This window comes from Undibacterium sp. TC9W, from assembly GCF_049339865.1.
Classification (GTDB): Bacteria; Pseudomonadota; Gammaproteobacteria; order Burkholderiales; family Burkholderiaceae_D; genus Undibacterium.
This window is the reverse complement of record NZ_JBMPPJ010000008.1, coordinates 241,378-266,241: the sequence shown is the minus strand read 5'-3', so window position 1 is coordinate 266,241 and position 24,864 is coordinate 241,378. Positions and strand designations below refer to the sequence as shown.

Here is a 24,864-nt window from a genome sequence, read left to right as displayed (position 1 = left end):
CGGAACAACTACTGCACAACTATTACCACAAGTACGGCGAACTTATGCCGTATTTGAATCCGGTGCTAACTTTAACAGCAAAATCGCTACTTTTGCACCGTTTGTATCGCTGCGATTTTGAATATCGATCCTGCCGCCATGTTCATCAATGATTTTCTTCACCATTGCCAGCCCCAGACCAGTGCCGCGTGGTTTGGAAGTGGCATAGGGTTCAAAAGCCCGTGCCAGGATTTTGCTGGAAAATCCGGGGCCGTTATCGATAATTGACAGGCGTACCGCAGAGTGCGCTATCTGGTCAGTTCCAGTGTAGCGCACTACATCGGTGATGACATCAATACGCGCTACAAAACCGGGAGTGGTATTGTCTGCAACCGCATCCTGGGCGTTTTGTAAAAGATTGTGAATTACCTGGCGCATCTGGGTGGCGTCACCCATGACCTTGGGTAAATTTGCTGCCATGGTCAGTTTGATGGCGTCCCTGCCATCGCCGGCGATATACAGGTGCAGCACTTCATCAATCAGGCCAGCCAGATTCAAAGGCATGAGCACAGCCGGCGGCGTACGCGCATAGTCACGGAAATCATCGACCATGCGTTTCATCGATGTCACCTGGTTGACGATGGTGGTCGTGCTCTTGTTGAGTATCAGCACATCGGTTTCGCTGAGCTTGTCCTGTAATTTCATTTGCAGGCGTTCTGCCGACAATTGTATAGGGGTCAGCGGGTTCTTGATTTCATGTGCGAGGCGGCGCGCCACTTCACCCCAGGCGATGGAACGCTGGGCAGAAATGATGTTGCTGATGTCATCGAATACGACAACATAGCCACTGCCCGATGCCACCGGTAAATGCGAGCCACGGGCCAGCAGGGTAATGCTTTGCTCGTCTTCTGCGACGACTGCTTCAACTGGCGCACCAGGTGCTGCCGGTGTTGCTGGCAATGTAGCTTTCTTGCCTTTATTTGGACGCGGCACTTCAATTTGCTGTTGCCAGTGCTGCTCGCGTTCATTTTCACCACCTGCGGCTGACTGTGCATGCTGCTCGGAAAAAGCCTTGGAAATGGCAAAGGCAAAGGCCTGCATGCCATCAATATCGGCTAGCGGCTTATTGATTTCGCTTTCCAGCCTGCGTTGCAGGATACGTTCTACTGATTCATTGCAAGTCACCAGATTGCCATTCTGGTCCAGCACCATCACACCGGCCGACATATTCGCCAGCACAGATTCCAGATAGGCTTTGGCATTTTCCAGCTCATTACGGTTCTTTTCCACCGTGGCACGGGCGTCAAACAATTGCCTGGTCATGGTGTTGAAAGACTTGGTCAGGCTGCCCAGCTCATCGGTGCTGGTGACGATAGGGCGGGGTGAGAAATTACCCTCGGTTACGGCCTTGGTACCCTCTGCCAGCAGCAACAGCGGTCTGGCCAGTTCACCTGATATCAAAAACGCGCTGGTGATGGCCGCAACTATCGCAAGCAACAGCGTCAGGGTCAGGGTGATGATGTACATCTTTTTCAGATTCACCCTGCCTATCGAACGCACCTGATATTCGCGTGAGGCATTGCTCAGCGCTTCGGCATGCATGGCCAGATTGGCTGGTACGGGTTGTATCAGCTGCAGGTACAGGGCTTCATTTTGCAGGGATATCCAGCCCGTTGTCATGCGCAGTGGCACCACCACGCGCGAGCGCAGGATGCGGGCAGGTTCAGGCGCCAGCGCCGGTCTGGTCGCACCACGGGTTTCTGCGCTCATGGCTGAACTTGCCGCGCTTGCAGAACTTGCTGAGCTGGCAGTGGGATCATCCGTCGCAGGTTGTATCAGCTTTTCATCCCTGGCAGCGTAATAACGCGACAGCTTGACTTGCCTGATCATTTCAGGCGTGGGCAATTCAGGCAGTAGGCTGCTGACATTGTCATTGGCAGAGGCGATCAGGCGGCCCTTGCTGTTGACGATAGTGGCTTCCTGTACCTGCATGCGTTCACGCAGGCGCGACAGGTGGATGGACATCGAGCTTTCAGACGGATCAGACAATTCTGAAGCCATGTCATTGGCCTTGGATTGCAAGTCTGCCAGCAAGAAGTCAAGCGCAGTCAGGCCCATGTTCTTGCCAGAATCGAGCGCAGACTCAACCTTGACGTCAAACCAGGATTCTATCGAGCGAGAGACAAATTGTACCGACACCAGGTAAATCACACTGCCCGGCAAAATACCGACGAGGGCAAACAAGACCACCAGCCTGGTCATCAGCTTGGAACCAAACTCCTTCGCTCGGAAACGGCGGAACAAGCGCAATACCAGCGTCAACACCAGCACCAGCAAGGCCAGGGCAACCACGGCATTGGCGTCCAGCAGCCATTCGTAGTAACGCTCAAAACGCGCAGAATTTTCCTGCACGGTGGTCAGGAAAAACAGCAGGATGCTCATCAGAGCACCGCCGATAATCAGTGCATACCGCAAAAATCTTGTCACTTGTCTTCAGCCTTGAAGGAAAAACGCTTCCACTCGGTTTTCTGGCTCCAGTGACTGTCGTTGAAGCTGGGTATCTGCAAATGCATGGGGATCTTGCTCAGGCCCATGCGCAATTGCAAGGCAACATTGTAGGTGGCACCAGCCGAGAGCAGGGATTTGTCAGCGATCAGCCAGCGATTCGGGCGTGTCACCAGGTTCAGTGCCGTATCCAGAGAGGGGAAGTTTTGTTGCAAGCCATTATTAATGGTGACGGTATATTGCTGCGTCCACTCATTATAGGCAATCCTGACCAGGTATTCGCTGCGCACGACCTTTTCATCCACCCAGTACCAACGTGAACGGGTCAGCTCTACCTCGGTCGTGAACGATACCGGGATACCATCGCGGATAGCCTTGCGCAGGCTGTCACTGAGTTCCAGTGAGAAACTGGCAGCCAGGCGGTAACCCTCGTCACTGGCTTCTATCCTGGCGGTTTTGACTTCCACATCGGCAGCCTGGGCCGCAGGCACCACTGCCATTGCCAACAGCGCCAACATCAAAGTCAGCGAAAACTGGCGCAGCAGGGAAGCGAAACGTCTGAACATGCAATCAATACGGAAACAAAAGTCTGCTAATGATAGCTTGAACTTGTTGGCATTCGTTAATTTTGCAGTGGTTTTTGAAACAATGCATAGAACAAACCATCATGTTCGTTGTTGCTTTCGGACGTATTGCCCATGCTGGGCAGTAATTGGCCTGGTGCATCCAGGCGTTCAGCCCCGTTGCGGGTGACAAAGGCGGCGGCCTGGGCTTCGGATTCCAGTGGCCAGATTGAGCAGGTGACCATCAGCATCTTGCCGCCCGGTTTCAGCATGCGCCACAGATTGTCAAGGATGCGGGCGGACAGGGCCGCCAACTGGGCAGCATCAGTCTTGCGACGCAGCCAGCGGCTGTCAGGGTGACGTCTGACCACGCCAGAGGCCGTGCAGGGCACGTCAGCCAGGATGCGGTCATACGGCTGGCTATCCCACCAGTTATTACGGGTGGCATCGCCTTCCTTGATGGTCGCAAACAGTTTCAGGCGCGCCAGGTTTTCATGGATGCGCTGGATACGAGCAGGGTCGGTATCGACGGCGGTCAGTTCAATATCGGCCAGTTCCAGCAAATGGCCAGTCTTGCCACCAGGGGCCGCACAGGCGTCGAGCACCCGCATGCCTGACTGCACATCCAGCAAAGGAGCGGCCAGTTGCGCTGCGGCATCCTGCACGGACACCACGCCAGCTTCAAAGCCAGGAATGTTCAATACCGGCATGGGACGGTCAAGGCGTACGGCAAACGGGCCTATCTGGCTGGCACCAATTTGCTGGCTGGCCAGCAATTCCAAATAAGCAGCGACCGTACTGGCACGCTGGTTGACCCGCAAAGTCAAAGGCGGGGCATGGTTGCCACAGCTTAAAATTGCTTGCCAGTCTTGCGGGTAGGCTGCCTTGCACTGATCAACCCACCATTGCGGGTAATTCCATGCGGCTGCCGGTTGCTTCATGACCAGCTTCAGTAATTCATCTTTTTCGCGCAGGTAGCGGCGCAGTACGGCATTCACCATGCCCTTGGCAAATACCATGTGCGGACTGGAGGTGGCGGCATTCACTGCCTGATCCACCACCACAAATTCTTCATATGCTTTTTCTTCATCACCTTCATTGCCCACCAGTAAGGTCAGGGCGCAACACAGCATGCTATACAACAAGGCCGGTTCCGGCGTCTTGTTGGTCATGATCTTCAGCAATGCATCAACCCGGCCCACCTGGCGCATGGTGCGGTAGGCAATATCCTGAATCGCTCCACGGGCTTGCGGCAAGGGGTTGGTTTGCGTAAATACCCGCGTCAATGCCTGAGGCAGCGCCGTACCTTCCAGCACATAGGCCACTGCCTGTGCTGCACCGACCAGGCTGAAAGCCAGCGAGTCTGCCTTGACTTCTACCGTCTCAAATTCGACCTGCGGCTTATTGCTGTCGCGCGATGTACTACCTGCGCGTGCAGTGTTGCCATTCGCATTGCCACTCGCTGCATTGGTGCTGCGGGCAGGTTTGGCTGGTCGGCCCAGGGTTTTTCTTGGTTGATCTTGCATATTTTTATTGGATGGATTCGCAATACTGCAATAAATTGCCTTTGTGGCAATTTAACATAAATTTGCCCGCCAGCACATTCTGCCCATAAAACTGGCAGGTCGGATCATGGCGAAAGGGCGCTAGTGTAACAGCCTTGCTGCCTTAATCTGTTTTCTTCAGGGCGAAACCATACCTGGCTGGTTTCCAATTCCATGTTCACCATCAGATAAACTGCGTTCAGGCGGCTTTTTGTATCTGTTCCAAAGGGGTAAATTGCTGGAGTTCCAGCCAGGTGCGCAAGTCGTCGAATACCCTGGTGGCATCGAGCTCATTAAATATCTCGTGATAGAAACCGGCGTAAAAATACTCTCTGAACCGGGATGCATCCAGTTTTTCCAGAAAGCTCCTGCTACCGGCAGGATCGACCAGGTGATCGTCTCCGGCCACCATCATCAGTAGGGGGATGCTTAATTCCGCAGCATGGGCATGGCAATAATGCATGGCCTGCAACATGCTGGTCAGCAGGCGTGCGCTCACGCGGGTATGCACCAGGGCGTCATTTTGATAGGCAAGTACCACTTCGCCATCATGGGATAAATAGCGGGTTTGCAAGCCATTTGGCAAGCCAACGCCGGGGATCAGGCTGGAAGCTACTTTCAGCAAGCCATGTTGCAGGCTGGACATGCGTATCGCCAGCGCAGGGGAAGATAAAATCAGCGCGCGCAAGGGGCTTAATTGCTCCAGCGCATAGCGGGCAGCGAACAGGCCGCCCATGCTATGACCTAATAATATAGGCGGGCCAGCCAGTGACTGGCTAAAGTCACTGATAACCATCTGGGCATCACGCAAGAGGCACATCGAGTCTGGTACGTCACCGCTGCCACCATCAGACTGACCATGGCCGCGGTGATCATAAGTCCGCACGACAAAACCCAGGGCATTGAAGAATCTGGCAACATGGGCATAGCGACCACAGTGCTCGCCCAGGCCATGCATGATGATTACCCCTTGCCGGGGTTGCTCCATGGGCGCATCTGCCAGTGGCCAGTCACGTACAAAGATGGCCTTGCCATCGCTGGTCTTTAATTCAAATTCCCTGGTATTTTCTACGTGGGAAGTCATGGCTTTACACGCCCCACATCACTTCGCGCTGCATCTTGTTGGCGGCGTGCAGCATTTCAAGCACAGGGAAGGCCCTGGTGGCAAAGCTCACTGTTTCTGGCGCTTCATGGTCATTGTCATCACCATTCTCATTATGGTGTGCATTGACGTCGCGGCTGACTTCTTCAGAAATTGGATGTGCCTTGCTTTCAGCAACGGCAGCTTCTATGGTTTGTATGGCGTGTGGCAGTTCAGGCGGCGTGATGATGCCGCGATCTACATCTTTATTCAACAATTCCAGGATGCGACGCGCATGTTCCTTGTACATGGTGATTTCTGTAGCAGCTTTGGATTTAAACGTGATCAGCATGGGCGTTTCCCTTTTTTTCTAGGACATGTGGAGATAATGCGGCCAAACACCTGCAGTGCGCTAGCGGCACTGGGCTGGCTGCGCGTCCTTATATAATAATCCCAAATCAGCGGCTTGTCGTTTCAGATTGTTGCTTCAGTTGGATTTGAAAGACGTCATATAGGTGTCGATGACATCCTGTTTCATGTCTTTTTCCTGGCCAAGCATGATAATTTGATATACCCAGGGGCCACGTACCAGAAAACGCCCCACCATCGTGACAGGCTGGCCATTACGCAGTTTACCGTGCACTTGAAGCATGTCTGCACTCAGGCTTTTGGTGGTTTCCGGAGTTCCCTGAATGTTGTTGATCATGCCTTTTTTCATGGCTTCCATGATCAGGCCTGCCTTGCCGGCATCCTCCGCTTTGGTACTGCCAACGGCAAAACTGATGCCGCCGACTTCACCGGCCAGCATATCCATTTTCACTTTGATGCCTTCGAGCTGCATGTCCTTACTGTCACTCAGGGGTTTGCCCGGCATCAGGATGGAAAAAGGTGCATTGCTGCCACGCGCATCGCGCCAGTCAAATTTAGGGCTGCAGGCATTCAATAGTAGCAGACTGGCAAGCATCAGGGCACAACGGAGTACAGGTTTCATGGAGATCAAATCGATAAGATTGCAGGAAGACATTCATGTTTGTGGCTTTCTTGCCGTCAACAACATGTCTCAAGTGCTACATGATAATTCCTTTGTACAGAGCGTGCCTGTTTTTGCATCGGAGAACAGCGTCCGTAAAATTGGCAGGTGTTTTCCTCTCTGTCTTTTGCAACAAGCCATTCTGTGCAGGTATACAGTGGGTTATGATGACAACTGCGCATGACAACTGCGCACGACAACTACGCACGACAACTGCGTATAGACCATTCTGCAAAGGCAGGTCTGGTATGTTTTCATTTCATTTTTTGGTGCCGTGATGTCATTTTTCAAGTTCTCCGGGATTGTTTTGCTGATGCTGACATCGCTGACTGCTTGCGACCGTCTGGGTTTGCCCGATCCAGCCAGGGATGCCGCAGCGCGCGAATCAGATGCCCGTGCCACCGGCAGCGCTTGCCGCCATGCTGGCCGCGCCATAGAAGACTGTTATGCCCTGAACCCTGATGCTGCCCGTTCAGCCGTATATGCCGGATGGAAGGAAATGAACGACTATATGCGGGAAAACAAGATCGATGTCGTTAAACCCGAACTGGCGAAATCAGAAGCTCCCAACGCCGAAGAAAGCAGCGCTTCAGCCAGTGCCAAGGCATCAAAATAGAGAACATAGGATGTTGGTACGCACCATGCAGCCAGCCGATCTGGCGGCTGTCTATTATATACAGGCCCAGGCTTATGTAGCCGACATGGTGGAGGCTCCTGCATTACTGGCCAGCCGCCTGGCGGCGGCACCAGCTTGCGCCTGGGTGGTTGAGCAAGGGGATAAGGTAGTCGCTTACCTCGCTGCCTATCCCTCACGCCATGGGAGGATCTCTGCCCTGGGGCAAGAGTTTCAGCCAGCCCAGCCAGCCAATGCGCTCTACCTGCATGATATGGCAGTTGCACCTGAACAGGCCGGGCAAGGGCTGGCGCGCGCCATGCTGGCCTCGGCGCTGGAATATGCTGGCGTACAAGGATGGCAATATGCCTGCCTTGTGTCTGTACAAAGTACCCGGTCTTACTGGAAAAACCAGGGATTCATGGAGCAGACTCAGTTGAATGAAGAGCAACAGGCAAAGCTGGACACTTATGTCGGGCCAGCCTGTTACATGATCAGAGAGCTGTAAGGCAGCAAAAGAAAAAAGCGGCTTTGCCAGCCAGGGTGGCCGGGCAAATCCGCTTTGGCAGTCTGGTCAGCCTGATCAGACAGGTGTAATGCTCATTCTTCGGCCTTGCTGCCAGCCTTTTCCTTCTTGTAGATGATTTTCTTCTTGCCACCTTCGCAAGTACCAACCACACGGTGTTTGGTTTCAGTGTCTTTGGAGACTACCTGCAGGCTGTAGTTGTTGACTCCTTTACCTTCCAGCTTTGCCGCCACCTTGTCCTTGATCGTTTCACAGGAGGTGACTTCGGCCCAGGCTGGTGCGCTGCTGAGCAATAAACTGATGGCCAGACCATTGATCCAAACGCTTTTTCTCATTTTGCCCGCTCCCTTTCCAAGTTTTTTTATGTACGCCCCCTGGCAAATCACGTTTGCTTCGTCTCTGGGCATCCTCTTAAAACCGTAACATTTCCCGGATATTTTTAACAGTAATAAATAGTTTCTTCATAGAAAGCGTGGTAAATCGTCTGCAAATTTGTTGCTGACTGTTAAAGTTACGGTGTTGCAGAGTGCATTTCAGCAACTGGGACTAAGCCATGCTGGCTCGCATGTTTCGGCACGATCCCGCCGACTTGCCGTGCACCTTGCGCTTTGTTCCAGACTGCCTTGATTATGTATATTTCTTGTCGATATAAAAACATATCAATCACTGTTGAGCGCTGGAATAGAATATATTTACATTACAGTATTATTTGAAAATCAAAACTCCAACACTTCAGGCAATATACGGGTCTATCAACTTACGGGTCTATCAACTTGCCAGACTTGAGCACAAGGATCAGCTTTGAGCGTGACCGGACGACATGAATTGAAGCCAGCGGGATTGCCTACCAGCCGTTTAGCCATTGCGCTGGCGGCCAGTCTGGTGCTGGCCATTATCGTCGGTGCAGCGACTGCTATCTGGATGTTGCGCATACAGGAAATCGGCAAATGGGAAAAGCAGACTGAAACCTTCAGTGTCGTGCTGGCAGAAACTGTCAGCCAGCAGATGGATTTTGCCTATACCGCACTCGACAGCATCGCCGAGCGCATACAGGATCGCTGGAGTGTAAGCGCTGAATATCTGTCAGGCAAATTATCTACCCATGATTTTCACCAGTTCCTGCGTGAAAAAGCTGCATTGTCGCCCGCTGTAGAAGTTATCTCCGTGCTCGATGTCGATGGTAATGTCATCAATACCTCACGCAATTTCCCTGCCCCTACCTATAGCCTTGCAGACCGTGATTACTTCATCGCCCAGCGCGATAATCCGGTGCAGGGTACTTTTTTGAGCTCTTCGGTACGCAGCAAAACGACTGGCAAATGGATGTTTTTCCTCAGTCACAGGCTGACGGGCAGTGATGGCGAATTCATTGGCGTCGTCATCCTTGGCATGTCGCCTTCTTTCTATTCACAGTTTTATGAAAAACTCAGTGGCGATGGCCATGCCACCATAGGCTTGCTGCGCAATGACTTTACCTATCTGGCACGTTGGCCAGAGCGTGGCGAAGTCATGGGCATGCGCAACCTGACCGGCAGTACCTATGAACTGGTGCATGAAAAAAACAAGAAATCAGGTGTGCTGATCACCAATAACCCGCGTATGTCAGAAGGTGGCAAAGCTGTGACACGGATGGCGGCCATACAGTCACTGGAAAAATATCCGCTGATCATCAATTTTTCTGTTGATGAAGATTTATATCTGGCTGACTGGCGTAAAATCAGTACCGGCATCGTCATCGTCGCCATGAGTGGCATCCTGGCTATCGTCGCCGCCTTCAGCGTACTGGTGAATTTGCTGGAAAGACGCGAGCAGGACCTGGTCGTGACGACAGAACTCAAGCAACAGGCTGAAGTCATCAACCGCAATCAGGCGCATTTACTCAAAAACCTGACCGAACAGCAAATTGCGCTCAAAGATTCATCTGACCGCCTGCAAGCCATCTTCCAGAATGCGGCGGACGGCATCATCATGATTGATGATACCGGCAAGATAGAAGCCTTGAACCCGGCTGCAGTGGCGATCTACGGTCATCCGGCCAGCGAGGTGGTGGGCAAGAATGGCAAGTTCTTTTCACCACCCGGTCAGCCTGATTTGCTGGGTTTGGCCATGAGCCGCCGCGAATTTCTGGAAACCGGCTGCCTGCGTACCGAGGCCGAGCGCATGCGCAAGGACGGCAGCCTGTTCCCGGCAGAGCTGGCGATCACCGAGTATTACCATGCGGGCAGACGCAAGCTGATCGTCATCGTCAGAGACATTTCCGAGCGCCGCAAGATGGAGCGCATGAAGAGCGAATTCATCTCCACCGTCAGCCATGAATTGCGCACACCGCTGACAGCCATACGCGGGTCGCTGGGTCTTATCATGGGTGGTGCCATGGGGGCGGTGCCTGACAAAATCTCTGCCCTGATGGGTATGGCGCACAAGAATAGCGAGAGCCTGACGCGGCTCATCAACGATTTGCTCGATATCCAGAAAATCGAAGCTGGCAAGATGGACTTCGTCTTTGAATGCCTGCCCCTGCAAAACCTGTTGCAGACAGCCATTAGTAATAACCAGGCCTTTGCTCACAGCATGAATACCGAAATCATACTCGGTAGCCAACTCGAACAAGCCATGGTGATGGTGGATACCGGGCGTTTCCAGCAAGTCATGGCGAATCTCTTGTCGAATGCCTGCAAGTATTCACCTGAGGGGGCCGTGGTGCAGGTACTGAGCATGCCCAGGGACGGTAATCTGATCCGCATCGAGGTGATAGACCAGGGTTCGGGCATACCCGAGAATTTCCGTGACCGCCTGTTCCAGAAATTCTCCCAGGCAGATTCTTCAGACACCCGCGCCAAGGGAGGTACCGGCCTTGGCCTGGCCATATCCCAGGCCATCATGCGGCAAATGCATGGCGACATAGGCTATTACATGGCGCAGGATGCCGCCCATGACACTGTGCAGCCAGGTGGCGAGGGCCAGGATGTCTTGCATACTGGCACACATTTTTATATAGACCTGCCCCTGCATACAGAAGGCAATGGCGGGCTGGAATTACCTACGCCAAACCCAGATCCCTTGCCTTGACACCGGCAAATACCTGATCAAGCTGGTTTGCGTTCAAGCCATAGATGCGGCCAAACAAGCCGCCCAGCACGGCACGGTATTCGTTGAGCACAGGGTAATCACGGTTCTGGAACAGTTTGCCCGCTTCCAGTGCAATCTGTTCACCAGCAACCTGCCCACCCTTGATGCCGCCGCCCAATACCCAATATACGCTGCCATGGCCATGGTCGGTACCATGCTTGCCGTTTTCACGGAAGGTACGGCCAAACTCACTGATGACCACTACCGTGGTATTGCGCCAGTTGTCGCCCATTTCCTTGCGATAAGCTGCCAGGCCACGCCCCAGTTCTTCAAACTTGACCGCCAGGGTGCCGCTGGAACCACCCTGGTTGACATGGGTATCCCAGCCACCGACATCAATAAAGCCTAGCGCATATTTTTCGCGCATGAGTCTGGCTATTCTTTGTGCTTCCAGCTCAAAACCCTTGGTCGAAATCGCATTGCGGTTGGCGCTGTTCATTTCTTCCTGCATTTCACGGGCGACTTCATCCCGCATGGCAAAACCATCCCTGACTGCCTGCGAGAGGCTGGTGTCGGCATACATTTGCAGGATCAGGTCGCGCTGGCGCTGATCAATATTATTCTTGCTGACATTGCGCAGCGCCGTATTGGCAATATGGGCGCTACCCTGCATGGCCAGTGGCAACTGGTCAGTGAAGGACATGGCGGTCATCTTGCCATTATTGCCCAGCACCTTGGCCAGCCGGTTCATGAAGCCGGAATGGAAATTCCTGCTGCCATTCAAGGGCTGGCCCATTTCTATGCTGTCCTGGGTTTCAAAATGGCTGCGCGTCAGGTCCTCGGTACCGGCAAACGGAATGAAGGCAGCTTCACCCTGCTGGAACATAGTATAAATCGTCTCGCGCAAGGCCGGGTGCAGGCCCCAGTCAGCATTCAGGGCGAGGGCTGCATCCGGTGTTGAACCTGGTCTGGCAATCGCGATATTGGGTCGCGATTCATAATAAAAATTGCTCGATGTCGGTATCAGCAGGTTACTGGCATCATAGCCACCGCGCAAAAAGACCAGCAGCAGGCGGTTTTGTGTGGCAGGTGCAGCCATGACCTGGCTGGATATGCCCAGCATGGCAGTCGATGGCAGCAAGGCCAGTGCTTTCAATAAGTCTCGGCGTTTCATGTCTGTTTCTCCGTGAGAATTAGCGGCGCATCATTTCAGGCGAGGCGAGGAACAAGGCATTCCACTCCTGCGGTGTACTTGCCTGGCTCAACGCAGTTTGCGTGGCCGGGCTGAATTGCTTGCTCCAGTTTTTCACATAGCCCGAAGTTGCCAGCGCCGGTGGCGGTGGCTTAGGTGCAGCCGGTGCCGCAGGTGTTGTTGCCTGCGCTGTTGCTGGTACTGGTATTGCAGATGCTGCAGGTGCCGGTGACATTGCCGATGCTGGCATTACGGGCGCTTGCATGCCGCTTACAGCAACTGGCGGTGTCATCATCGATGCTACTGGCATAGCTGCCGCCGCTGTAGCAGATGGCGCTGGCGTATCGACTTTGAACAAACCAGGGTTGCCATTCGCGAGTGACCTGGCAATATCAAAGCGCACTGTCATCTGACCCGAGCTGGCCCAGGCGCTTTCATCAAGTGCGTAACCATCCGGTGTCTGCCGGCCGTTCAGTTGCTGGCCCATCATATTCAGCCAGTTCAGCATGGGGCCGGTATTGACGATGGTATTGCCGTCATAGGCGAGGCGTACCGAGGCCAGCATATAGTGCATCGGGTCCTTGAATTTCTTGCCCAGCGAGGCGACGAATTCCTGGCTGTCAAACATGGTACGCAGGGTCGCCGGGATATCGCCATCGGTTTGCAGGAAGCGCTGTGCCATCTTCTCTACCAGGTCTTTTGATGGGTTGTCCGCCACAAAGAACTGCGCGAGTTTCTGGCTCACATAACGCGCCGTGGCAGGTTGCCTGGACAACATCAGCAAGACATCATCAAGTTCGGCAATGCCGCGTCCCTTGATGGTTTGCCCTAGAATTTGCTTGTCACCAAAATCATGGCGCTGCGGCTGGAATTCAAACATGCCTTTCCTGACATACAGCTTTTCCTGTTCAGGTTTCATGCGCGGCGCATCCTTGTTCAGGCTGACACCGACACCGGTGAGCACCCTGGCCAGCTCCTGCACATCTTTCTGGCTGTAACCACCATTAACACCCATGGTGTGCAATTCCATCAATTCGCGCGCATAGTTTTCATTGAGGCGGTTGACAGCATTGTATTCATTGTCAAGATAACGCAGCATGGCCGGATGCATGACCGTCGCGCGCAGCAAGTCACGGAAATTGCCAAGGGCATTCGGGCGTATCGCCTGCTCTTCAAAATCACCGAGCATCGCCCGTATATTGTGCTTGCCGCTATGGATATTGAAATGATTCATCCAGAACCAGCTCATCTGTTCCTGCAACTGGTTGGAAGAGTAAATGTCACGCAGCAGGGCCCGGTTGGCGGCTTCCCTGGCCAGGCGTGTCATTTCCTGCTGGTATTCCTTGCGCAGCGTGTCGTCCGTACCTTTTTGCTGTTCAGAGGCAACGCGACGTGCTTCCAGGTCACGCATGGTATCCATGAAAGGCTGACGCGAAATGGTCATCGCATCGACCTGCGCCTGTATCGCAGCAGGCAGGGTGGCATTGCGCCCGCGCAACTGCTGGTCAAGGTAACGGTCCGGGCCCAAGGTCTGCATGGCCTGCAATGTGGATGGATTGCTGCCCCAGCTCAGACGGTTCAACAAGGCTTCTGGCGCCACTGCGGCTTTGCTCAGCGTATTGCCTACCGGCGGCAGTTTGCTGTTATCCGTTGCCTGTTGCTGGGAAGTGGTGCTACAGGCACTCAGCAAGACCAGCACGCTGGCAGCCAGGGCATGTTGCAAATTCAGTCGGGTCGTCATTTCGCTCTGCCTTTTCCGTTGACATCCATCTATAACGCATCAATCGATAAACCGTGATACGCAGTATATGTATATTTACCCACATTTTCGTAACGCGCTGTAACAAAAATACGGGCCTGTCAACTGCAAGATAAGGAACAGGTTTGCCTGTTTGGAAAGCAAGCCTGCTTGTGAAGCCGGGCTGATGAGATGGTTTGTAATCAGGCGGGATAGGGGCTGGGGTCAGGCCAGGTCCAGATCATCGCCATCAAAATAATTGTCATCCGCAAATGCAGACTCTGAAGGAGTAGCATCAGCCAGAGGAGATGCGTGGGCAGTGCTGTCAGTATTAGAATTGGTGGCGCTGGTGTTGCTAGGATTGCTGGTATTGCCTGTATCAAAATAACCGGGGATCAAATCACCACCGCCCTGGTTGAGCTGCGCAGCGGCATTGTCAGTACTGGCTGCATGATGCTGGCCACCCATCAAATGCCCTATGCCCTGGAATAGAAAGGCACCCGCAGCAACACCTGCCGCAGTGGCTGCCACCGTACCCAGTACATTGCCAGCGCCACCACCAAAAAAGCCTGACGCCGGTGCCGCCACAGGCGCTGCTGCATTCATATAACTTGCCGGGAGAGGCGGTGGCAATGCTTGCCCACTGACGCTGTAGCTGGCCGCAGGCTGGGCACGGCTGCTGGCACTATTGCCCCAGCCTGTCGTCGCAGGGTCGAGGAAGTTGCCTGCCGGTGCCGGGTTTCTTTGCGCCTGCACATCACGCAACTGGGTTTGCAGGCTGGCAATTTGCTGGTTCGCATTGGACAAAGCCTGATCCAGCAACAAGGCTCGCTGTACCAGCAGATAATGTGCATCTGGCTGCTTGCTGACGGCCTCATTGATCATCGCCAGCGCCTGCGCATCTTTATTGCTGTCTTGCACTTTCACTAATTGGTCGAGAAAATTCTGTAAAACCTGGATTTCTTGCGGGGACATGATCAACTCCTGTTGAGAGATACATTAATGCTGTCCCCTATCTGGTCATGGCAATGATAATTTCAATGCCGTGGCCGGCTTTACTGATCCCGGAGTGCACGCCGGTACTGGATAGCCTCGGCCACATGTGGCGTGACGATATGGGCTGAACCAGCCAGGTCGGCTATCGTGCGGGCGACTTTCAAGACGCGGTGATAGGCGCGGGCTGACCAGTTGAGCTTGGTCATGGCATTGCGCAAGAGCTGCCCGGCTTGTGCATCCGGTTGGCAGTGCAGGTCAATTTCTGTGGTCGATAACAGGTTATTTGCTTTGCCCTGGCGCTGTTGTTGTCGCTCAAAAGCAGTTTCTACCCTTGCATGTATGCTGGCACTGGCCTCACCATCGGCCTGCTTGAGCAAGTCCGCATGTGGCAGTGCGCCGACTTGTATCTGCATGTCTATGCGGTCCAGCAGAGGGCCGGATATCCTGTCCTGGTAACGGGCGATGATGTCCGGTGTACAACGGCATTTGCCATTGCTGTGCCCGAAGTAGCCGCAAGGACATGGGTTCATGGCAGCTATTAATTGAAAGCGTGCCGGGAAATCAGCCTGACGCGCCGCGCGTGAGATGGTAATATGGCCAGATTCCAGCGGTTCACGTAAAACTTCCAGCACTTTTCTATCGAACTCGGGTAATTCGTCGAGGAAAAGGACGCCACGATGAGCCAGAGAAATCTCGCCTGGACGCGGTGTTCCACCTCCACCTACTAATGCAACCGCAGATGCTGTGTGATGCGGTGCCCTGTAGGGTCTCGCCTTCCATTTTTCTATGGAAAAACCGGAAGTCAGGGACTGTACTGCTGCGGATTCCAGTGCTTCCTGATCAGTCATGGTTGGCAAGATGCCGGGGAAGCGGGCTGCCAGCATCGATTTACCGGTGCCAGGCGGCCCCATCAGAAGTACCGAATGGGAGCCTGCGGCAGCTACTTCAAGTGCGCGTTTTGCCTGTAACTGACCTTTGACTTCCGCAAAGTCAGCATATGTCGGGCGACTGGGTCTGGAGGCTGGATGGTGACGCGCCAGTCTTTGTTCGCCATCGACACCAGCGAAGTGAGCGCATACCTGTAGCAGCGAATCAGCGGGATAAATCGCCGCATCGCTGACCAGCGCCGCTTCATCGGCGTTCGCGCGTGGCAAAATGAAGGCGGGTTCCTGTGCCGAGTGCTGCTGGCTTTTGCAGATCGCAAACGTCATTGCCAGTGCGCCGCGTATCGGCCGCAGTTCGCCTGACAGTGATAACTCTCCGGCAAACTCATATTGTTCCAGTGCATCTCCAGGGATCTGCCCGGATGCCGCCAGAATACCCAGCGCGATAGGCAAATCGAAGCGGCCAGATTCCTTCGGCAAATCTGCTGGCGCCAAATTCACTGTGATGCGCTTGTTCGGGAACTCAAAGCGGGCATTTTGCAGGGCAGCCCTGACCCTGTCCTTGGATTCCTTGACTTCGGTTTCGGGCAGGCCAACGATAGTGAAGGCGGGCAGGCCATTGGCCAGATGCACTTCCACAGTCACCTGTGGCGCATCCATGCCATTCAGGGCGCGGCTTTTAAGTACGGCTAAGGACATGCGGTCTGCGGTTTAGTTGTCTTTTTTTAGTCGGCTTTTGGTGGTGCTTCGAGCGCGGCCACGCGTGCCTCCAGGGCTTCGAGCTTTGCGCGCGTCTTAGCCAGCACTTGTGCCTGGATATCAAATTCTTCTCGCGTCACCAGGTCCAGCTTGGAAAAACCCTGGCTCATCATGGCCTTGACATTCTTTTCTATGTCCTTGGCTGGCGAGTTTTCGATTGCCTGGCTGATCTTGGCCTGCATGTCATTAAAGAAATTTTGCTTGTCCATTTTTATCCTCTATCTTGTAAATGCACATCTTTGGTGCAAATCATGCGTTACCACTTTTTTGTGCGAATTTGTTCTTGCCCGCAATTGGTGCGTAAAGCTGTTTTTTTGCTTGCAAATTTACCTATGTGGCAATGATAGCGCATCTTGCCCAAGCTGCTACTGGTATTGCAGCGCAATATAAAAATCAGGCTGGGCTCAGGGTTTATCGGGCTGTACGCATATTAATACACTCTGGGCGCCGTGCCTTGTCTCCAATCTATTGATGGGGAGATCCTGGTTGGCACGACTCCTGCTAACAGAGAAGGGAAATAAGAATTTAAGAGTTTGCCTGATGCAAGCAGTGGGTATGCAAATGGTCATAAGTATCTATGCGTGCCGCTATGAGCTGAACACAGATTCTGTCCAGGGTTCAATCTAATCAAATCTTAATCAATAGGGGGAAGCGCAATGAAAAAACTAGTAATCGCCGCTGCTGTAGTCACAACATTCTTTGGTGGTTTTGCCCAGGCAGAAGATGCCAAGCCAGAAGCTAAGCCAGACAATGAGGTCAGCTTCAATATTGGTGTGGTCAGCGAATACCGCTATCGTGCAATTGCGCAATCGCGTCTTGATCCTGCTTTGCAGGGAGGTGCAGATTACGTGCACAACCCCAGTGGCTTTTATGCTGGCACATGGTTATCTACGATTAAATGGACCAAGGATGCAGGCGGTGGTGGCGATCTTGAATGGGATATCTATGCCGGTAAAAAAGGCGAAATCACCAAGGATGTATCTTATGACGTCGGCGTCCTGACTTACATATACCCTTCCAATGGTCTGAACAAGGTAGCTGGTTTTGCTGATGCCAACACGACAGAAATCTACGGCCAGGTAGGCATGGGCCCAGCTTATATCAAGTATTCACACTCCGTCACTAACCTGTTCGGCTTTGTCGACAGCAAGAACAGTGGTTACCTGGACCTGGGTGCAAACATTGAGTTGCCTGAGGGTTATACGCTGGCCCTGCATGCTGGCCACCAAACAGTCAAGAACAATGGTGCCTATTCTTATTCCGATTGGAAAATCGGTGTGAATAAAGAGTTTTTTGGTGTGAATTTTGGTATCGCAGCGCTGGGTACGAATGCTGAGAAAAAACTGTATGTCACACCAGCAGGCAAGTTCACAGGCAAAACGACACTGGTATTGTCAGCAGTTAAAACATTTTAAAAAAAACGAGGCGAGCATGAAACTGATTACCGCAATTATCAAGCCTTTTAAGCTGGATGAGGTCCGCGAGGCTTTATCTACCATAGGCGTACAAGGGATTACCGTGACCGAGGTGAAGGGCTTTGGTCGTCAGAAAGGTCACACCGAACTGTACCGTGGTGCCGAGTATGTAGTTGATTTCCTGCCCAAGACAAAAATTGAAGCTGCCGTGGATGATGCGATAGTTGATCGCGCCATCGAAGCAATAGAAACCGCAGCCCGTACCGGCAAGATCGGTGACGGCAAGATTTTTGTCTATGACTTGCAACAAGTTGTGCGTATCCGTACCGGTGAAACCGGTAACGACGCACTCTGATAGCTAACCAGGGAGTTCACATGAAAAAACTGTTGAAGAACATGCTGGCGGGGGCTGCTTTGCTGGTCACTGTCGGTTTCACCTCTGTCGCGTCGGCGCAGGATGCATCGGCCAAAGCTGAACCTGCGGCAGCTTCTGCTGCCTCAGTTACTGCGACGGCCAGCGCTTCTGCACCTGCAGCGGCTCCGGCTTCTGCTGCTGTGGTGGCGCCTGCTTCTGCCCCGGCAGCGGCGGCTGAACCTGCGGCAGCCAGTGCTGCCGCCGCACCTGCACCAACGCCAAATAAAGGCGACACTGCCTGGATGATGGTTGCTACTTTGTTGGTCATCCTGATGACCATACCTGGCCTGGCACTGTTCTACGGCGGCCTGGTCCGTTCCAAGAACATGCTGTCCATCCTGATGCAGGTCTTCATGATCTTCGCCGTGATTATTGTTCTGTGGTGTATCTATGGTTATTCACTGGCATTTACTGAAGGCGGCAGGTTCATCGGTTCGTTTGACCGTCTGTTCTTGAAAGGTATCTGGGACCCAGCCAAGGCAACATTTGCTACGGCAGCGACGTTCAGTAAAGGCGTGGTAATTCCTGAGTTTGCCTATGTAGCTTTCCAGGCGACATTTGCAGCCATCACTTGCGGTCTGATCATCGGTGCTTTTGCAGAGCGTGCAAAATTCACTGCTGTACTGCTGTTCGTGGTCTTGTGGTTCACGTTCAGCTACCTGCCTATTGCTCACATGGTCTGGTTCTGGACTGGTCCTGATGCGATCAAGGATGCAGCAACCCTGGCGACAGAAACTGCCAAAGCTGGTTTCCTGTTCCAAAAAGGCGCGCTGGACTTCGCTGGTGGCACCGTCGTGCATATCAATGCCGCGGTCGCTGGTCTGGTCGGTGCTTACCTGATAGGCAAACGTGTAGGCTATGGTAAAGAATCCATGGCACCTCACTCCCTGACAATGACGATGATAGGTGCGTCGCTGTTGTGGGTGGGCTGGTTTGGTTTCAATGCGGGTTCCGCGCTGGAAGCAGGCGATGTCGCAGCACTGGCGTTCATCAATACTTTGCTGGCAACGGCTGCAGCAACTGTGTCATGGGTATTTGGTGAGTGGATGTCCAAAGGCAAGCCTTCCATGCTGGGTGGTGCATCTGGTGCGGTAGCCGGTTTGGTCGCGATTACACCAGCTTGCGGTTTCGTCGGACCTATGGGTGCGCTGGTCATCGGCTTGCTGGCAGGTATCGTCTGTCTGTGGGGTGTCAATGGCCTCAAACGCCTGCTGGGTGCAGATGACTCCCTTGACGTCTTCGGTGTGCATGGCGTCGGCGGTATCCTGGGTGCTTTGCTGACTGGTGTGTTTGCTGCACCATCCCTCGGCGGCCAAGGTATATTCGACTATGTCACCAACAAAATGTCGGCTGATCCTTACGACATCTTCGGTCAGGTTATGACACAGGCGACTGCAGTCGGCACGACCATCATCTGGTCAGGCGTCGTGTCCTTCGTGGCTTACAAACTGGTTGATCTGGTGGTTGGTCTGCGTGTGCCAGAAGATGAAGAACGTGAAGGTCTGGACATCACCAGCCATGGTGAGTCTGCTTACCATTCATGATTCGGTCCTTGATCTGAACGCGATCTGAGTAACAAGTTTTGCCCAGCCTGTATCTGATACTTCGATCAGGCTGGGGCAGTAAAGAGTATCCAAAGGTGTACCGTCAGTACCGTAATCAGAGCTTGCTGTACTGAACTTGACAGGCTGTTTTGCATAACGCAAAACAGCCTTTTTTTATCTGGCGGCGAGTCTATATCTGAACATCTGCACAAGCACGGGCCAAAAAAATACGCCACCCGCAGGTGGCGTATTTCTTAAAACGGTTTGTCAACTGAGGAGATATCCGTCAGCTTATTTTGCTTCAGGGGCAAATTTATTGGCGGGTACCAGCAGCCACAAGCGTGCAAAGTCAGCAGAGCCATCACTGCCTTTAACGGATTTCAGGATTTCAGCCGCCTTGTCGCGCTTGCCAGCTTTGAGGTAAGCCATGCCCAGATGCAGCTTGGCTTCTTCAGGATATTTCAGGCCACCTTTGGCGATACCTTGTTCCATCAGTGTCAGGCCTTTATCGTATTGGCCGTTAACAATATAGTTGTAACCAATGTTAACCAAGCCTATACCGGTCTTGGCATTCTTGGCGGCTGCTTCACCGGCATCGAGGCTCTTGATGTCGTCAGCAGCCTGTTTGTTGACGCGGTCACGCAATTGTTTTTGCTTGGCTGCTTCTTTTCCCGTGCCCAGTACATTGGCAGCATAGCCGGCATCCATTGCTGCCTTGGCTTCTGCAGGTGAGCCAGCCAACAAGGCTAACTCTGCCATATCGACAAAGTCCGCAGCATCTTCAATTTTGTCATTGAGCAACAGCAGGCGGTAATAGTCGAGCTGCATACGTTCAGAAAAACCGGGCTTCTTGGTTACGCTATAAATCAGACCTGCCCAGTATTCAGGCGTTGGATACAGTGCTACCAGACGCTCCAGAGCCAAGGCATAGTTGGGCCAGTCCTTGAGCTGCTGGTAAGCGCTATACAGCAATTTAAGATTGTCGGAGCTAGGATTGCGTTTTGCCTTATCGTCCTCTGCAATCTGTGCGTTAACGACTTTGATGGTATTGGCAAAGTCATTTTCTATGTAGTAGGTCCGGGCGATAAGATTAGCCATGACTTCATTGCCAGGTGCTTTTGCCAGGAAGCGCTCAGCCCATACTCTGGACTGTGCATATTTCTTTTCGCCAAAAAACATGCTGGCCATGGCTTCAGTCAGGCGCTGCTTCTCTGGATCTTTCAGAAAATCAGTCGAAATCATATATTCGAAGGAACTTGCCATCAGCGCTGAGTCATTGATGCTTGAAGCAACCACGGCACGAAAGCGGTGGATGGTAAACAGTTCGAAAGGCGTTTTCTTTTCCAGGGCGGCATCCATGGCATTAATTTTTTCAAGGGCCTGAGGATATTGCTTGGCGTTCAGCAAGTCCTGGATTTCATTAAGCGGCTTGCCCATTTCTGGACGTACTGTCTGTTGCTTCGCAGGATCAGCCGCTTCTTGTGCCTGAACAGCATTCACAGTCACGGGAGAGAAGCCAGAGCCAAGTGCTGCCAGCATCATGGCGGCGAACAGGTAAGAAGTTTTTTTCATGAATGATCCAGATAAAAAATGAAAATCATTGCAATAATGCAAAAACATTGTGCAACAATCAGTCAAAACACATCAATAATACAAATGACAACAGGCGTAGTACCGGCCTTCATCCCTGCTTATGCCCTGGCCGTTCCATGCAAGCCCGTTTCACAGTACGGAATCCGGCATTATAGCCGAGCTCTTGCCAGCATTACCATTTGCAGCCTGTGTCCACAACGGCGCTGACAGCCAGCGGGATGACAGCCAGTATGCCTACTCCTGAATATGCCTTCAGGCACTCTTTCTTTTCTGCCCGTCTGGTGCCTTCACCCAGCCGCTTTTCCAGGCTGTCGCCCCGCCTGTGGCTGGCCTGTATCTGTTCAATTTCTGTGGACTTCATGGCCAGGGCCGACTTGCGCACAGACTCCAGGTTCAGACCCAGTCCCGTTGGACTATCGGGGCTGATACTCGTTTGAGTTGAGGGCTGGCTGACGGCGAAAGGCACGATTTCTGCCGCTGGCTGCTCTGGGCGGGTCATTGACTTGGCAGGTTTGCTGGCAGTAATGGGCCTGCTGGCTTCTTTTTTAGCGAGCTTTTCAGGTTTGGCAGACTCCTCTACAGGCTGGCTTGCCTTTGGCGGGACAGGTTTAGGGGCGATATCCAATAATTGCAGGTACTGCATCAAGGGATGGCTCTCACCCGCCCTCGTAGTGGCGTGTTGATGACGCAGTAATTGCCAGAAAAGCAGGTGGGCGAGAATCACCAGCAAGACGGTCATTGCCGGAAAGCCCGGTTTGCTGATCCCATGATTTGCTGGTGAATGTGTAGTTGCCAGAGAAAATTGCATCATGCCTTTCCCAAACTATGCTGTTACGGTATCTCGACTCAGACAGCCCCTGCTTGTTAAAAGTTCATGTCAGCCTGCAATGTCGTCGGCAATGTCATTTTTGTCTTTCCTGCACCAGTATCCAGGGCTTGACCACTACGGTCCAGTGCTGTGCGTCCTGCTCCAGCCATGCCTGGGCCTGCTCATCGCTGACCTTGCCTATCTGGCCATGCTCAAGCAGGGCAGAGATCACATCTGCATGGTCTTCTGCCATGTGGAAGGCAACTTCGACAAGGTCCAGGCCGGGCTGGACCACCAGTACTGTGCCACCTGCAAAATGACGTAATAGTTCACTCCAGGGGTAAGCTGCGGTTTCGAGATTGATCTTGCTACGTAAAATATCAGTATTGGACATGAAATTTAATTAAAATATATTGAGCCGGGGTGGTAAACAATGCACAAACAATGCGCAAACAATGCTCCACATCCATAATTTTATGCAAATCCTGAAATAAAGCGGAAGAAATAAGCGGGAAAGGCTATTTTCTTGTTAAAGTCGCCATAAGCAAGACTTTTCAATATATAGAAAATCGCAGACAGAAATGAGTTCCAGGGAATGAAAACACTCAAAGAGACCTTATGACGCTGAGACGCCAACTCCTTCTTGCCATATCCATCATCTTTTTTGCCGTGTTTCTTGGATTGCAAATCCTGTCTGTGCTGACGATGCGGGACTATTTGCAGCAGCAACTGGCCTCGCATGCCCAGGATGCGGCCACCGCCTTGTCACGTCCTCTCGAAGAAGCACTGGCCAAGAATGACCAGACGCTGGCAAATATCCAGATTTCCACCCTGTTTGACCGCGGTTATTATAAAAAAATCGTGGTTCTTGATCCGGCAGGCAAAGTGCTGCTGCACAAGGAGCTGAGCGCGGGCAAAGACAATGTGCCAGCCTGGCTACCTGCCTTGTTTGACTTGCAGACCCCGCCGGGCGAGGCTTTCATTTCTTCTGGCTGGCGTCAGCTGGGCAAGGTTGTTGTGGTCAGCCACCCGGCTTATGCTTACGATTACCTGTGGCGTTCGATGAGGGAAATGGCCTTGTGGATGTTTGCCATGTACCTGGTGGTCTGGGGCCTGACTGTGGTCTTGCTGAGAATTATCCTGGGGCCGCTGGAAAAAATCGAAGAAGTCGCGATTGCCATACAGGCCAAGAATTTCCGCCGTATTGAAGTCGTGCCTCAGACCCGCGAGCTGCAGCGTGTAGTGGTCGCCATGAACCACATGACAGAGCGCATATCGAGCCTGCTTGATGAAGAAATCGCCAGGGCAGAAAATTTCAGGCGCGAAGCCTTCATCGACAAAGTCAGTGGTCTGGAAAACCGTCATGGTTTTGACTTGCGCTTCAATCATTTGCTGTCAGAAGAAGGGCGCTTTGAAACTGCCGTCATCTTTGTGCTGGAATTCGATGGCCTCAAAGAATACAACCACCAGCACGGCTATCAGCAGGGCGATATCCTGCTGGCCGATGTGGCGACGGTGGTCACAGAAGTCTTCAGCAAATATAGCAATATCCTCGGTCGCATAGGCGGTGCCTCAATGGCAGCGGTGTGTATCGATGTCGATCAAAAGACCATGCAGCTACTGGTAGATGCATTGCAATACCGCCTGAACCAGGTATTGCTGCGTGCCTCGCGCCAGGTCAGCCTGGCTGCCGGTGCCCTGGTGTTTGGCCCGGCGCAAACACGCGGCGACATTTTCTCACGGGCAGACCTGGCAATAGAAGTCATGCGCCAGGCTGGTAATGGACAGATCAGCCTGACCCTTATGGAAGACAGTGAAGCCGTCATCGCCGGTTCACATGGCTGGCGTACCCTGATCCACAATGCCCTCGCAGACCACCGTTGGGTCTTGTTTGCCCAACCCGTCATGCGCCTGCAATTGCGCCAGCTTGTCCATCATGAAGTTTTTTCGCGTTTGCTTGATACCCAGGGCAACCTGGTTCCGGCCAACCAGTTTTTACCCATGGCCCTGCGTCACCAGCTCATGCCCGAGATAGACCAGGCGGTAGTGACCCTGGTTATGGAGATGCTGCAGAAAAATCGCGGTACCTATAAAAATATCGCCATCAATGTGTCCCTGCAATCGATGGAGAGCAAAGAGTTCTGTGAATGGATGCAGGCGCGCCTCAAATATTCGCCAGAGCTGACGGCCTTGTTGTCAGTGGAGATCAGTGAATTTGCCTGCGCCAAAGACCATGCCGTGACCAGGAAATTTGTCAGTGTCTTGCGCGAATTAGGCGTGCGTTTTGGTGTCGATCATTTTGGTCTGGACCCGCATGCCCTGAACTTCATTCGCGAAGTACCGCCAGACTATATCAAGCTAGATGGTGGCCTGGTGCAGGAAGTCGCCACGAACGACAACAGCCACGCCCACTTGCGCGCCATCGTCAAATTCGCGCAATCCCTGGGCATACCCCTGATAGCCCAGAATGTGGAAAGCGAATCATCGCTGCAATTGCTGATTGCAGATCAGGTCGAATGTGGACAGGGCTTTTATTTTGGCGCACCAGAAAAGATAGTCATGGCTGAGGCAGGGTAAGTGGAGAGTGTCGTCAGAGCCTACTGAAACTGA

General features: G+C 53.0%; 22 protein-coding genes. 7 read left to right on the top strand and 15 right to left on the bottom strand.

The window, feature by feature from the left end; translation table 11 throughout:
* Nucleotides 1–42 precede the first annotated feature (42 nt).
* From ACO0LN_RS14285 to ACO0LN_RS14260, 6 genes are all read right to left on the bottom strand, one after another.
* Nucleotides 43–2,466, bottom strand: coding sequence for an ATP-binding protein (locus ACO0LN_RS14285; protein ID WP_422974820.1), 2,424 nt, complete (start codon nucleotides 2,464–2,466; stop codon nucleotides 43–45).
* The gene (locus ACO0LN_RS14280; RefSeq protein WP_162057092.1) at nucleotides 2,463–3,050 is read right to left on the bottom strand and encodes a DUF4390 domain-containing protein; all 588 of its coding nucleotides are present in this window, start codon (nucleotides 3,048–3,050) and stop codon (nucleotides 2,463–2,465) included. The genes ACO0LN_RS14285 and ACO0LN_RS14280 overlap by 4 nt, the downstream gene beginning before the upstream one ends.
* 56 nt (nucleotides 3,051–3,106) lie before the next feature.
* Nucleotides 3,107–4,573, bottom strand: coding sequence for a 16S rRNA (cytosine(967)-C(5))-methyltransferase RsmB (gene rsmB, locus ACO0LN_RS14275; protein WP_422974818.1), 1,467 nt, complete (start codon nucleotides 4,571–4,573; stop codon nucleotides 3,107–3,109).
* Nucleotides 4,574–4,790: 217 nt separating this feature from the next.
* Entirely contained in the window at nucleotides 4,791–5,675 is an 885-nt protein-coding gene (locus ACO0LN_RS14270) for a lysophospholipase (RefSeq protein WP_422974816.1), read from the bottom strand.
* A gap of 4 nt (nucleotides 5,676–5,679) precedes the next feature.
* The gene (locus ACO0LN_RS14265) at nucleotides 5,680–6,024 is read right to left on the bottom strand and encodes a DUF1840 domain-containing protein (RefSeq protein WP_422949292.1); all 345 of its coding nucleotides are present in this window, start codon (nucleotides 6,022–6,024) and stop codon (nucleotides 5,680–5,682) included.
* 135 nt (nucleotides 6,025–6,159) lie between these two features.
* Nucleotides 6,160–6,663, bottom strand: coding sequence for a hypothetical protein (locus ACO0LN_RS14260; RefSeq protein ID WP_422974814.1), 504 nt, complete (start codon nucleotides 6,661–6,663; stop codon nucleotides 6,160–6,162).
* Nucleotides 6,664–6,979: 316 nt separating this feature from the next.
* On the opposite strand from ACO0LN_RS14260, the gene ACO0LN_RS14255 reads away from it, so the two are divergent.
* The gene (locus ACO0LN_RS14255; RefSeq protein ID WP_422974812.1) at nucleotides 6,980–7,318 is read left to right on the top strand and encodes a hypothetical protein; all 339 of its coding nucleotides are present in this window, start codon (nucleotides 6,980–6,982) and stop codon (nucleotides 7,316–7,318) included.
* A gap of 25 nt (nucleotides 7,319–7,343) precedes the next feature.
* Nucleotides 7,344–7,823, top strand: a complete 480-nt coding sequence (locus tag ACO0LN_RS14250) for a GNAT family N-acetyltransferase (RefSeq protein ID WP_422974810.1) — start codon at nucleotides 7,344–7,346, stop codon at nucleotides 7,821–7,823.
* Between the two features lie 92 nt (nucleotides 7,824–7,915).
* Here ACO0LN_RS14250 and ACO0LN_RS14245 read toward each other — a convergent pair whose 3' ends face one another.
* Nucleotides 7,916–8,176 (bottom strand): DUF1161 domain-containing protein, encoded by a 261-nt coding sequence (locus ACO0LN_RS14245; protein ID WP_422974808.1) that lies wholly within the window; start codon nucleotides 8,174–8,176, stop codon nucleotides 7,916–7,918.
* Nucleotides 8,177–8,648: 472 nt separating this feature from the next.
* On the opposite strand from ACO0LN_RS14245, the gene ACO0LN_RS14240 reads away from it, so the two are divergent.
* Nucleotides 8,649–10,910: an ATP-binding protein gene (locus ACO0LN_RS14240; RefSeq protein ID WP_422974902.1), complete on the top strand. Its 2,262-nt coding sequence runs from the start codon at nucleotides 8,649–8,651 to the stop codon at nucleotides 10,908–10,910.
* Here ACO0LN_RS14240 and ACO0LN_RS14235 read toward each other — a convergent pair.
* From ACO0LN_RS14235 to ACO0LN_RS14215, 5 genes are all read right to left on the bottom strand, one after another.
* A complete protein-coding gene (locus ACO0LN_RS14235) occupies nucleotides 10,882–12,084 on the bottom strand; it encodes a DUF1501 domain-containing protein (RefSeq protein WP_422974806.1) in 1,203 nt (400 codons plus the stop codon). The genes ACO0LN_RS14240 and ACO0LN_RS14235 overlap by 29 nt on opposite strands.
* A 19-nt stretch (nucleotides 12,085–12,103) precedes the next feature.
* Nucleotides 12,104–13,843: a DUF1800 domain-containing protein gene (locus ACO0LN_RS14230; RefSeq protein ID WP_422974804.1), complete on the bottom strand. Its 1,740-nt coding sequence runs from the start codon at nucleotides 13,841–13,843 to the stop codon at nucleotides 12,104–12,106.
* Nucleotides 13,844–14,065: 222 nt separating this feature from the next.
* Nucleotides 14,066–14,815 (bottom strand): DUF2076 domain-containing protein, encoded by a 750-nt coding sequence (locus ACO0LN_RS14225; RefSeq protein ID WP_422974802.1) that lies wholly within the window; start codon nucleotides 14,813–14,815, stop codon nucleotides 14,066–14,068.
* An 80-nt stretch (nucleotides 14,816–14,895) separates the two neighbouring features.
* Complete coding sequence (locus ACO0LN_RS14220) at nucleotides 14,896–16,419, bottom strand: YifB family Mg chelatase-like AAA ATPase (protein ID WP_422974800.1); 1,524 nt, start codon at nucleotides 16,417–16,419, stop codon at nucleotides 14,896–14,898.
* A 26-nt stretch (nucleotides 16,420–16,445) separates the two neighbouring features.
* Entirely contained in the window at nucleotides 16,446–16,688 is a 243-nt protein-coding gene (locus tag ACO0LN_RS14215; RefSeq protein WP_162057118.1) for an accessory factor UbiK family protein, read from the bottom strand.
* A gap of 447 nt (nucleotides 16,689–17,135) precedes the next feature.
* Between ACO0LN_RS14215 and ACO0LN_RS14210 the strand changes: the two genes are divergently transcribed.
* From ACO0LN_RS14210 to ACO0LN_RS14200, 3 genes are read left to right on the top strand one after another with little or no spacing between them, the layout of a single operon-like run.
* On the top strand, nucleotides 17,136–17,894 hold the full coding sequence (locus ACO0LN_RS14210) for a TorF family putative porin (RefSeq protein ID WP_162057119.1): 759 nt from the start codon (nucleotides 17,136–17,138) through the stop codon (nucleotides 17,892–17,894).
* Nucleotides 17,895–17,910: 16 nt separating this feature from the next.
* Nucleotides 17,911–18,249 carry a P-II family nitrogen regulator gene (locus ACO0LN_RS14205; RefSeq protein ID WP_110254759.1) on the top strand — a complete coding sequence of 113 codons (339 nt, stop codon included), beginning with the start codon at nucleotides 17,911–17,913 and terminating at the stop codon, nucleotides 18,247–18,249.
* 20 nt (nucleotides 18,250–18,269) lie between these two features.
* Entirely contained in the window at nucleotides 18,270–19,853 is a 1,584-nt protein-coding gene (locus tag ACO0LN_RS14200; RefSeq protein ID WP_422974796.1) for an ammonium transporter, read from the top strand.
* A 291-nt stretch (nucleotides 19,854–20,144) separates the two neighbouring features.
* Here ACO0LN_RS14200 and ACO0LN_RS14195 read toward each other — a convergent pair whose 3' ends face one another.
* From ACO0LN_RS14195 to ACO0LN_RS14185, 3 genes are all read right to left on the bottom strand, one after another.
* On the bottom strand, nucleotides 20,145–21,425 hold the full coding sequence (locus ACO0LN_RS14195) for a tetratricopeptide repeat protein (protein ID WP_162039217.1): 1,281 nt from the start codon (nucleotides 21,423–21,425) through the stop codon (nucleotides 20,145–20,147).
* A gap of 193 nt (nucleotides 21,426–21,618) precedes the next feature.
* On the bottom strand, nucleotides 21,619–22,257 hold the full coding sequence (locus tag ACO0LN_RS14190; protein ID WP_422974794.1) for a hypothetical protein: 639 nt from the start codon (nucleotides 22,255–22,257) through the stop codon (nucleotides 21,619–21,621).
* Nucleotides 22,258–22,348: 91 nt separating this feature from the next.
* The gene (locus ACO0LN_RS14185; RefSeq protein WP_162057123.1) at nucleotides 22,349–22,648 is read right to left on the bottom strand and encodes a DUF2288 domain-containing protein; all 300 of its coding nucleotides are present in this window, start codon (nucleotides 22,646–22,648) and stop codon (nucleotides 22,349–22,351) included.
* A 224-nt stretch (nucleotides 22,649–22,872) separates the two neighbouring features.
* On the opposite strand from ACO0LN_RS14185, the gene ACO0LN_RS14180 reads away from it, so the two are divergent.
* Nucleotides 22,873–24,831 (top strand): bifunctional diguanylate cyclase/phosphodiesterase, encoded by a 1,959-nt coding sequence (locus tag ACO0LN_RS14180; protein ID WP_422974791.1) that lies wholly within the window; start codon nucleotides 22,873–22,875, stop codon nucleotides 24,829–24,831.
* Nucleotides 24,832–24,864: the final 33 nt, after the last annotated feature.

What these genes read in the sequence shown, in the direction of transcription:
- ACO0LN_RS14280 (WP_162057092.1), bottom strand. Translation starts at nt 3,050, where the DNA reads ATGTTCAGACGTTTCGCTTCCCTGCTGCGCCAGTTTTCGCTGACTTTG.
- rsmB (WP_422974818.1), bottom strand. Translation starts at nt 4,573, where the DNA reads ATGCAAGATCAACCAAGAAAAACCCTGGGCCGACCAGCCAAACCTGCC.
- ACO0LN_RS14270 (WP_422974816.1), bottom strand. Translation starts at nt 5,675, where the DNA reads ATGACTTCCCACGTAGAAAATACCAGGGAATTTGAATTAAAGACCAGC.
- ACO0LN_RS14265 (WP_422949292.1), bottom strand. Translation starts at nt 6,024, where the DNA reads ATGCTGATCACGTTTAAATCCAAAGCTGCTACAGAAATCACCATGTAC.
- ACO0LN_RS14260 (WP_422974814.1), bottom strand. Translation starts at nt 6,663, where the DNA reads ATGAAACCTGTACTCCGTTGTGCCCTGATGCTTGCCAGTCTGCTACTA.
- ACO0LN_RS14255 (WP_422974812.1), top strand. Translation starts at nt 6,980, where the DNA reads ATGTCATTTTTCAAGTTCTCCGGGATTGTTTTGCTGATGCTGACATCG.
- ACO0LN_RS14250 (WP_422974810.1), top strand. Translation starts at nt 7,344, where the DNA reads ATGCAGCCAGCCGATCTGGCGGCTGTCTATTATATACAGGCCCAGGCT.
- ACO0LN_RS14245 (WP_422974808.1), bottom strand. Translation starts at nt 8,176, where the DNA reads ATGAGAAAAAGCGTTTGGATCAATGGTCTGGCCATCAGTTTATTGCTC.
- ACO0LN_RS14235 (WP_422974806.1), bottom strand. Translation starts at nt 12,084, where the DNA reads ATGAAACGCCGAGACTTATTGAAAGCACTGGCCTTGCTGCCATCGACT.
- ACO0LN_RS14230 (WP_422974804.1), bottom strand. Translation starts at nt 13,843, where the DNA reads ATGACGACCCGACTGAATTTGCAACATGCCCTGGCTGCCAGCGTGCTG.
- ACO0LN_RS14225 (WP_422974802.1), bottom strand. Translation starts at nt 14,815, where the DNA reads ATGTCCCCGCAAGAAATCCAGGTTTTACAGAATTTTCTCGACCAATTA.
- ACO0LN_RS14220 (WP_422974800.1), bottom strand. Translation starts at nt 16,419, where the DNA reads ATGTCCTTAGCCGTACTTAAAAGCCGCGCCCTGAATGGCATGGATGCG.
- ACO0LN_RS14215 (WP_162057118.1), bottom strand. Translation starts at nt 16,688, where the DNA reads ATGGACAAGCAAAATTTCTTTAATGACATGCAGGCCAAGATCAGCCAG.
- ACO0LN_RS14210 (WP_162057119.1), top strand. Translation starts at nt 17,136, where the DNA reads ATGAAAAAACTAGTAATCGCCGCTGCTGTAGTCACAACATTCTTTGGT.
- ACO0LN_RS14205 (WP_110254759.1), top strand. Translation starts at nt 17,911, where the DNA reads ATGAAACTGATTACCGCAATTATCAAGCCTTTTAAGCTGGATGAGGTC.
- ACO0LN_RS14200 (WP_422974796.1), top strand. Translation starts at nt 18,270, where the DNA reads ATGAAAAAACTGTTGAAGAACATGCTGGCGGGGGCTGCTTTGCTGGTC.
- ACO0LN_RS14195 (WP_162039217.1), bottom strand. Translation starts at nt 21,425, where the DNA reads ATGAAAAAAACTTCTTACCTGTTCGCCGCCATGATGCTGGCAGCACTT.
- ACO0LN_RS14190 (WP_422974794.1), bottom strand. Translation starts at nt 22,257, where the DNA reads ATGATGCAATTTTCTCTGGCAACTACACATTCACCAGCAAATCATGGG.
- ACO0LN_RS14185 (WP_162057123.1), bottom strand. Translation starts at nt 22,648, where the DNA reads ATGTCCAATACTGATATTTTACGTAGCAAGATCAATCTCGAAACCGCA.
- ACO0LN_RS14180 (WP_422974791.1), top strand. Translation starts at nt 22,873, where the DNA reads ATGACGCTGAGACGCCAACTCCTTCTTGCCATATCCATCATCTTTTTT.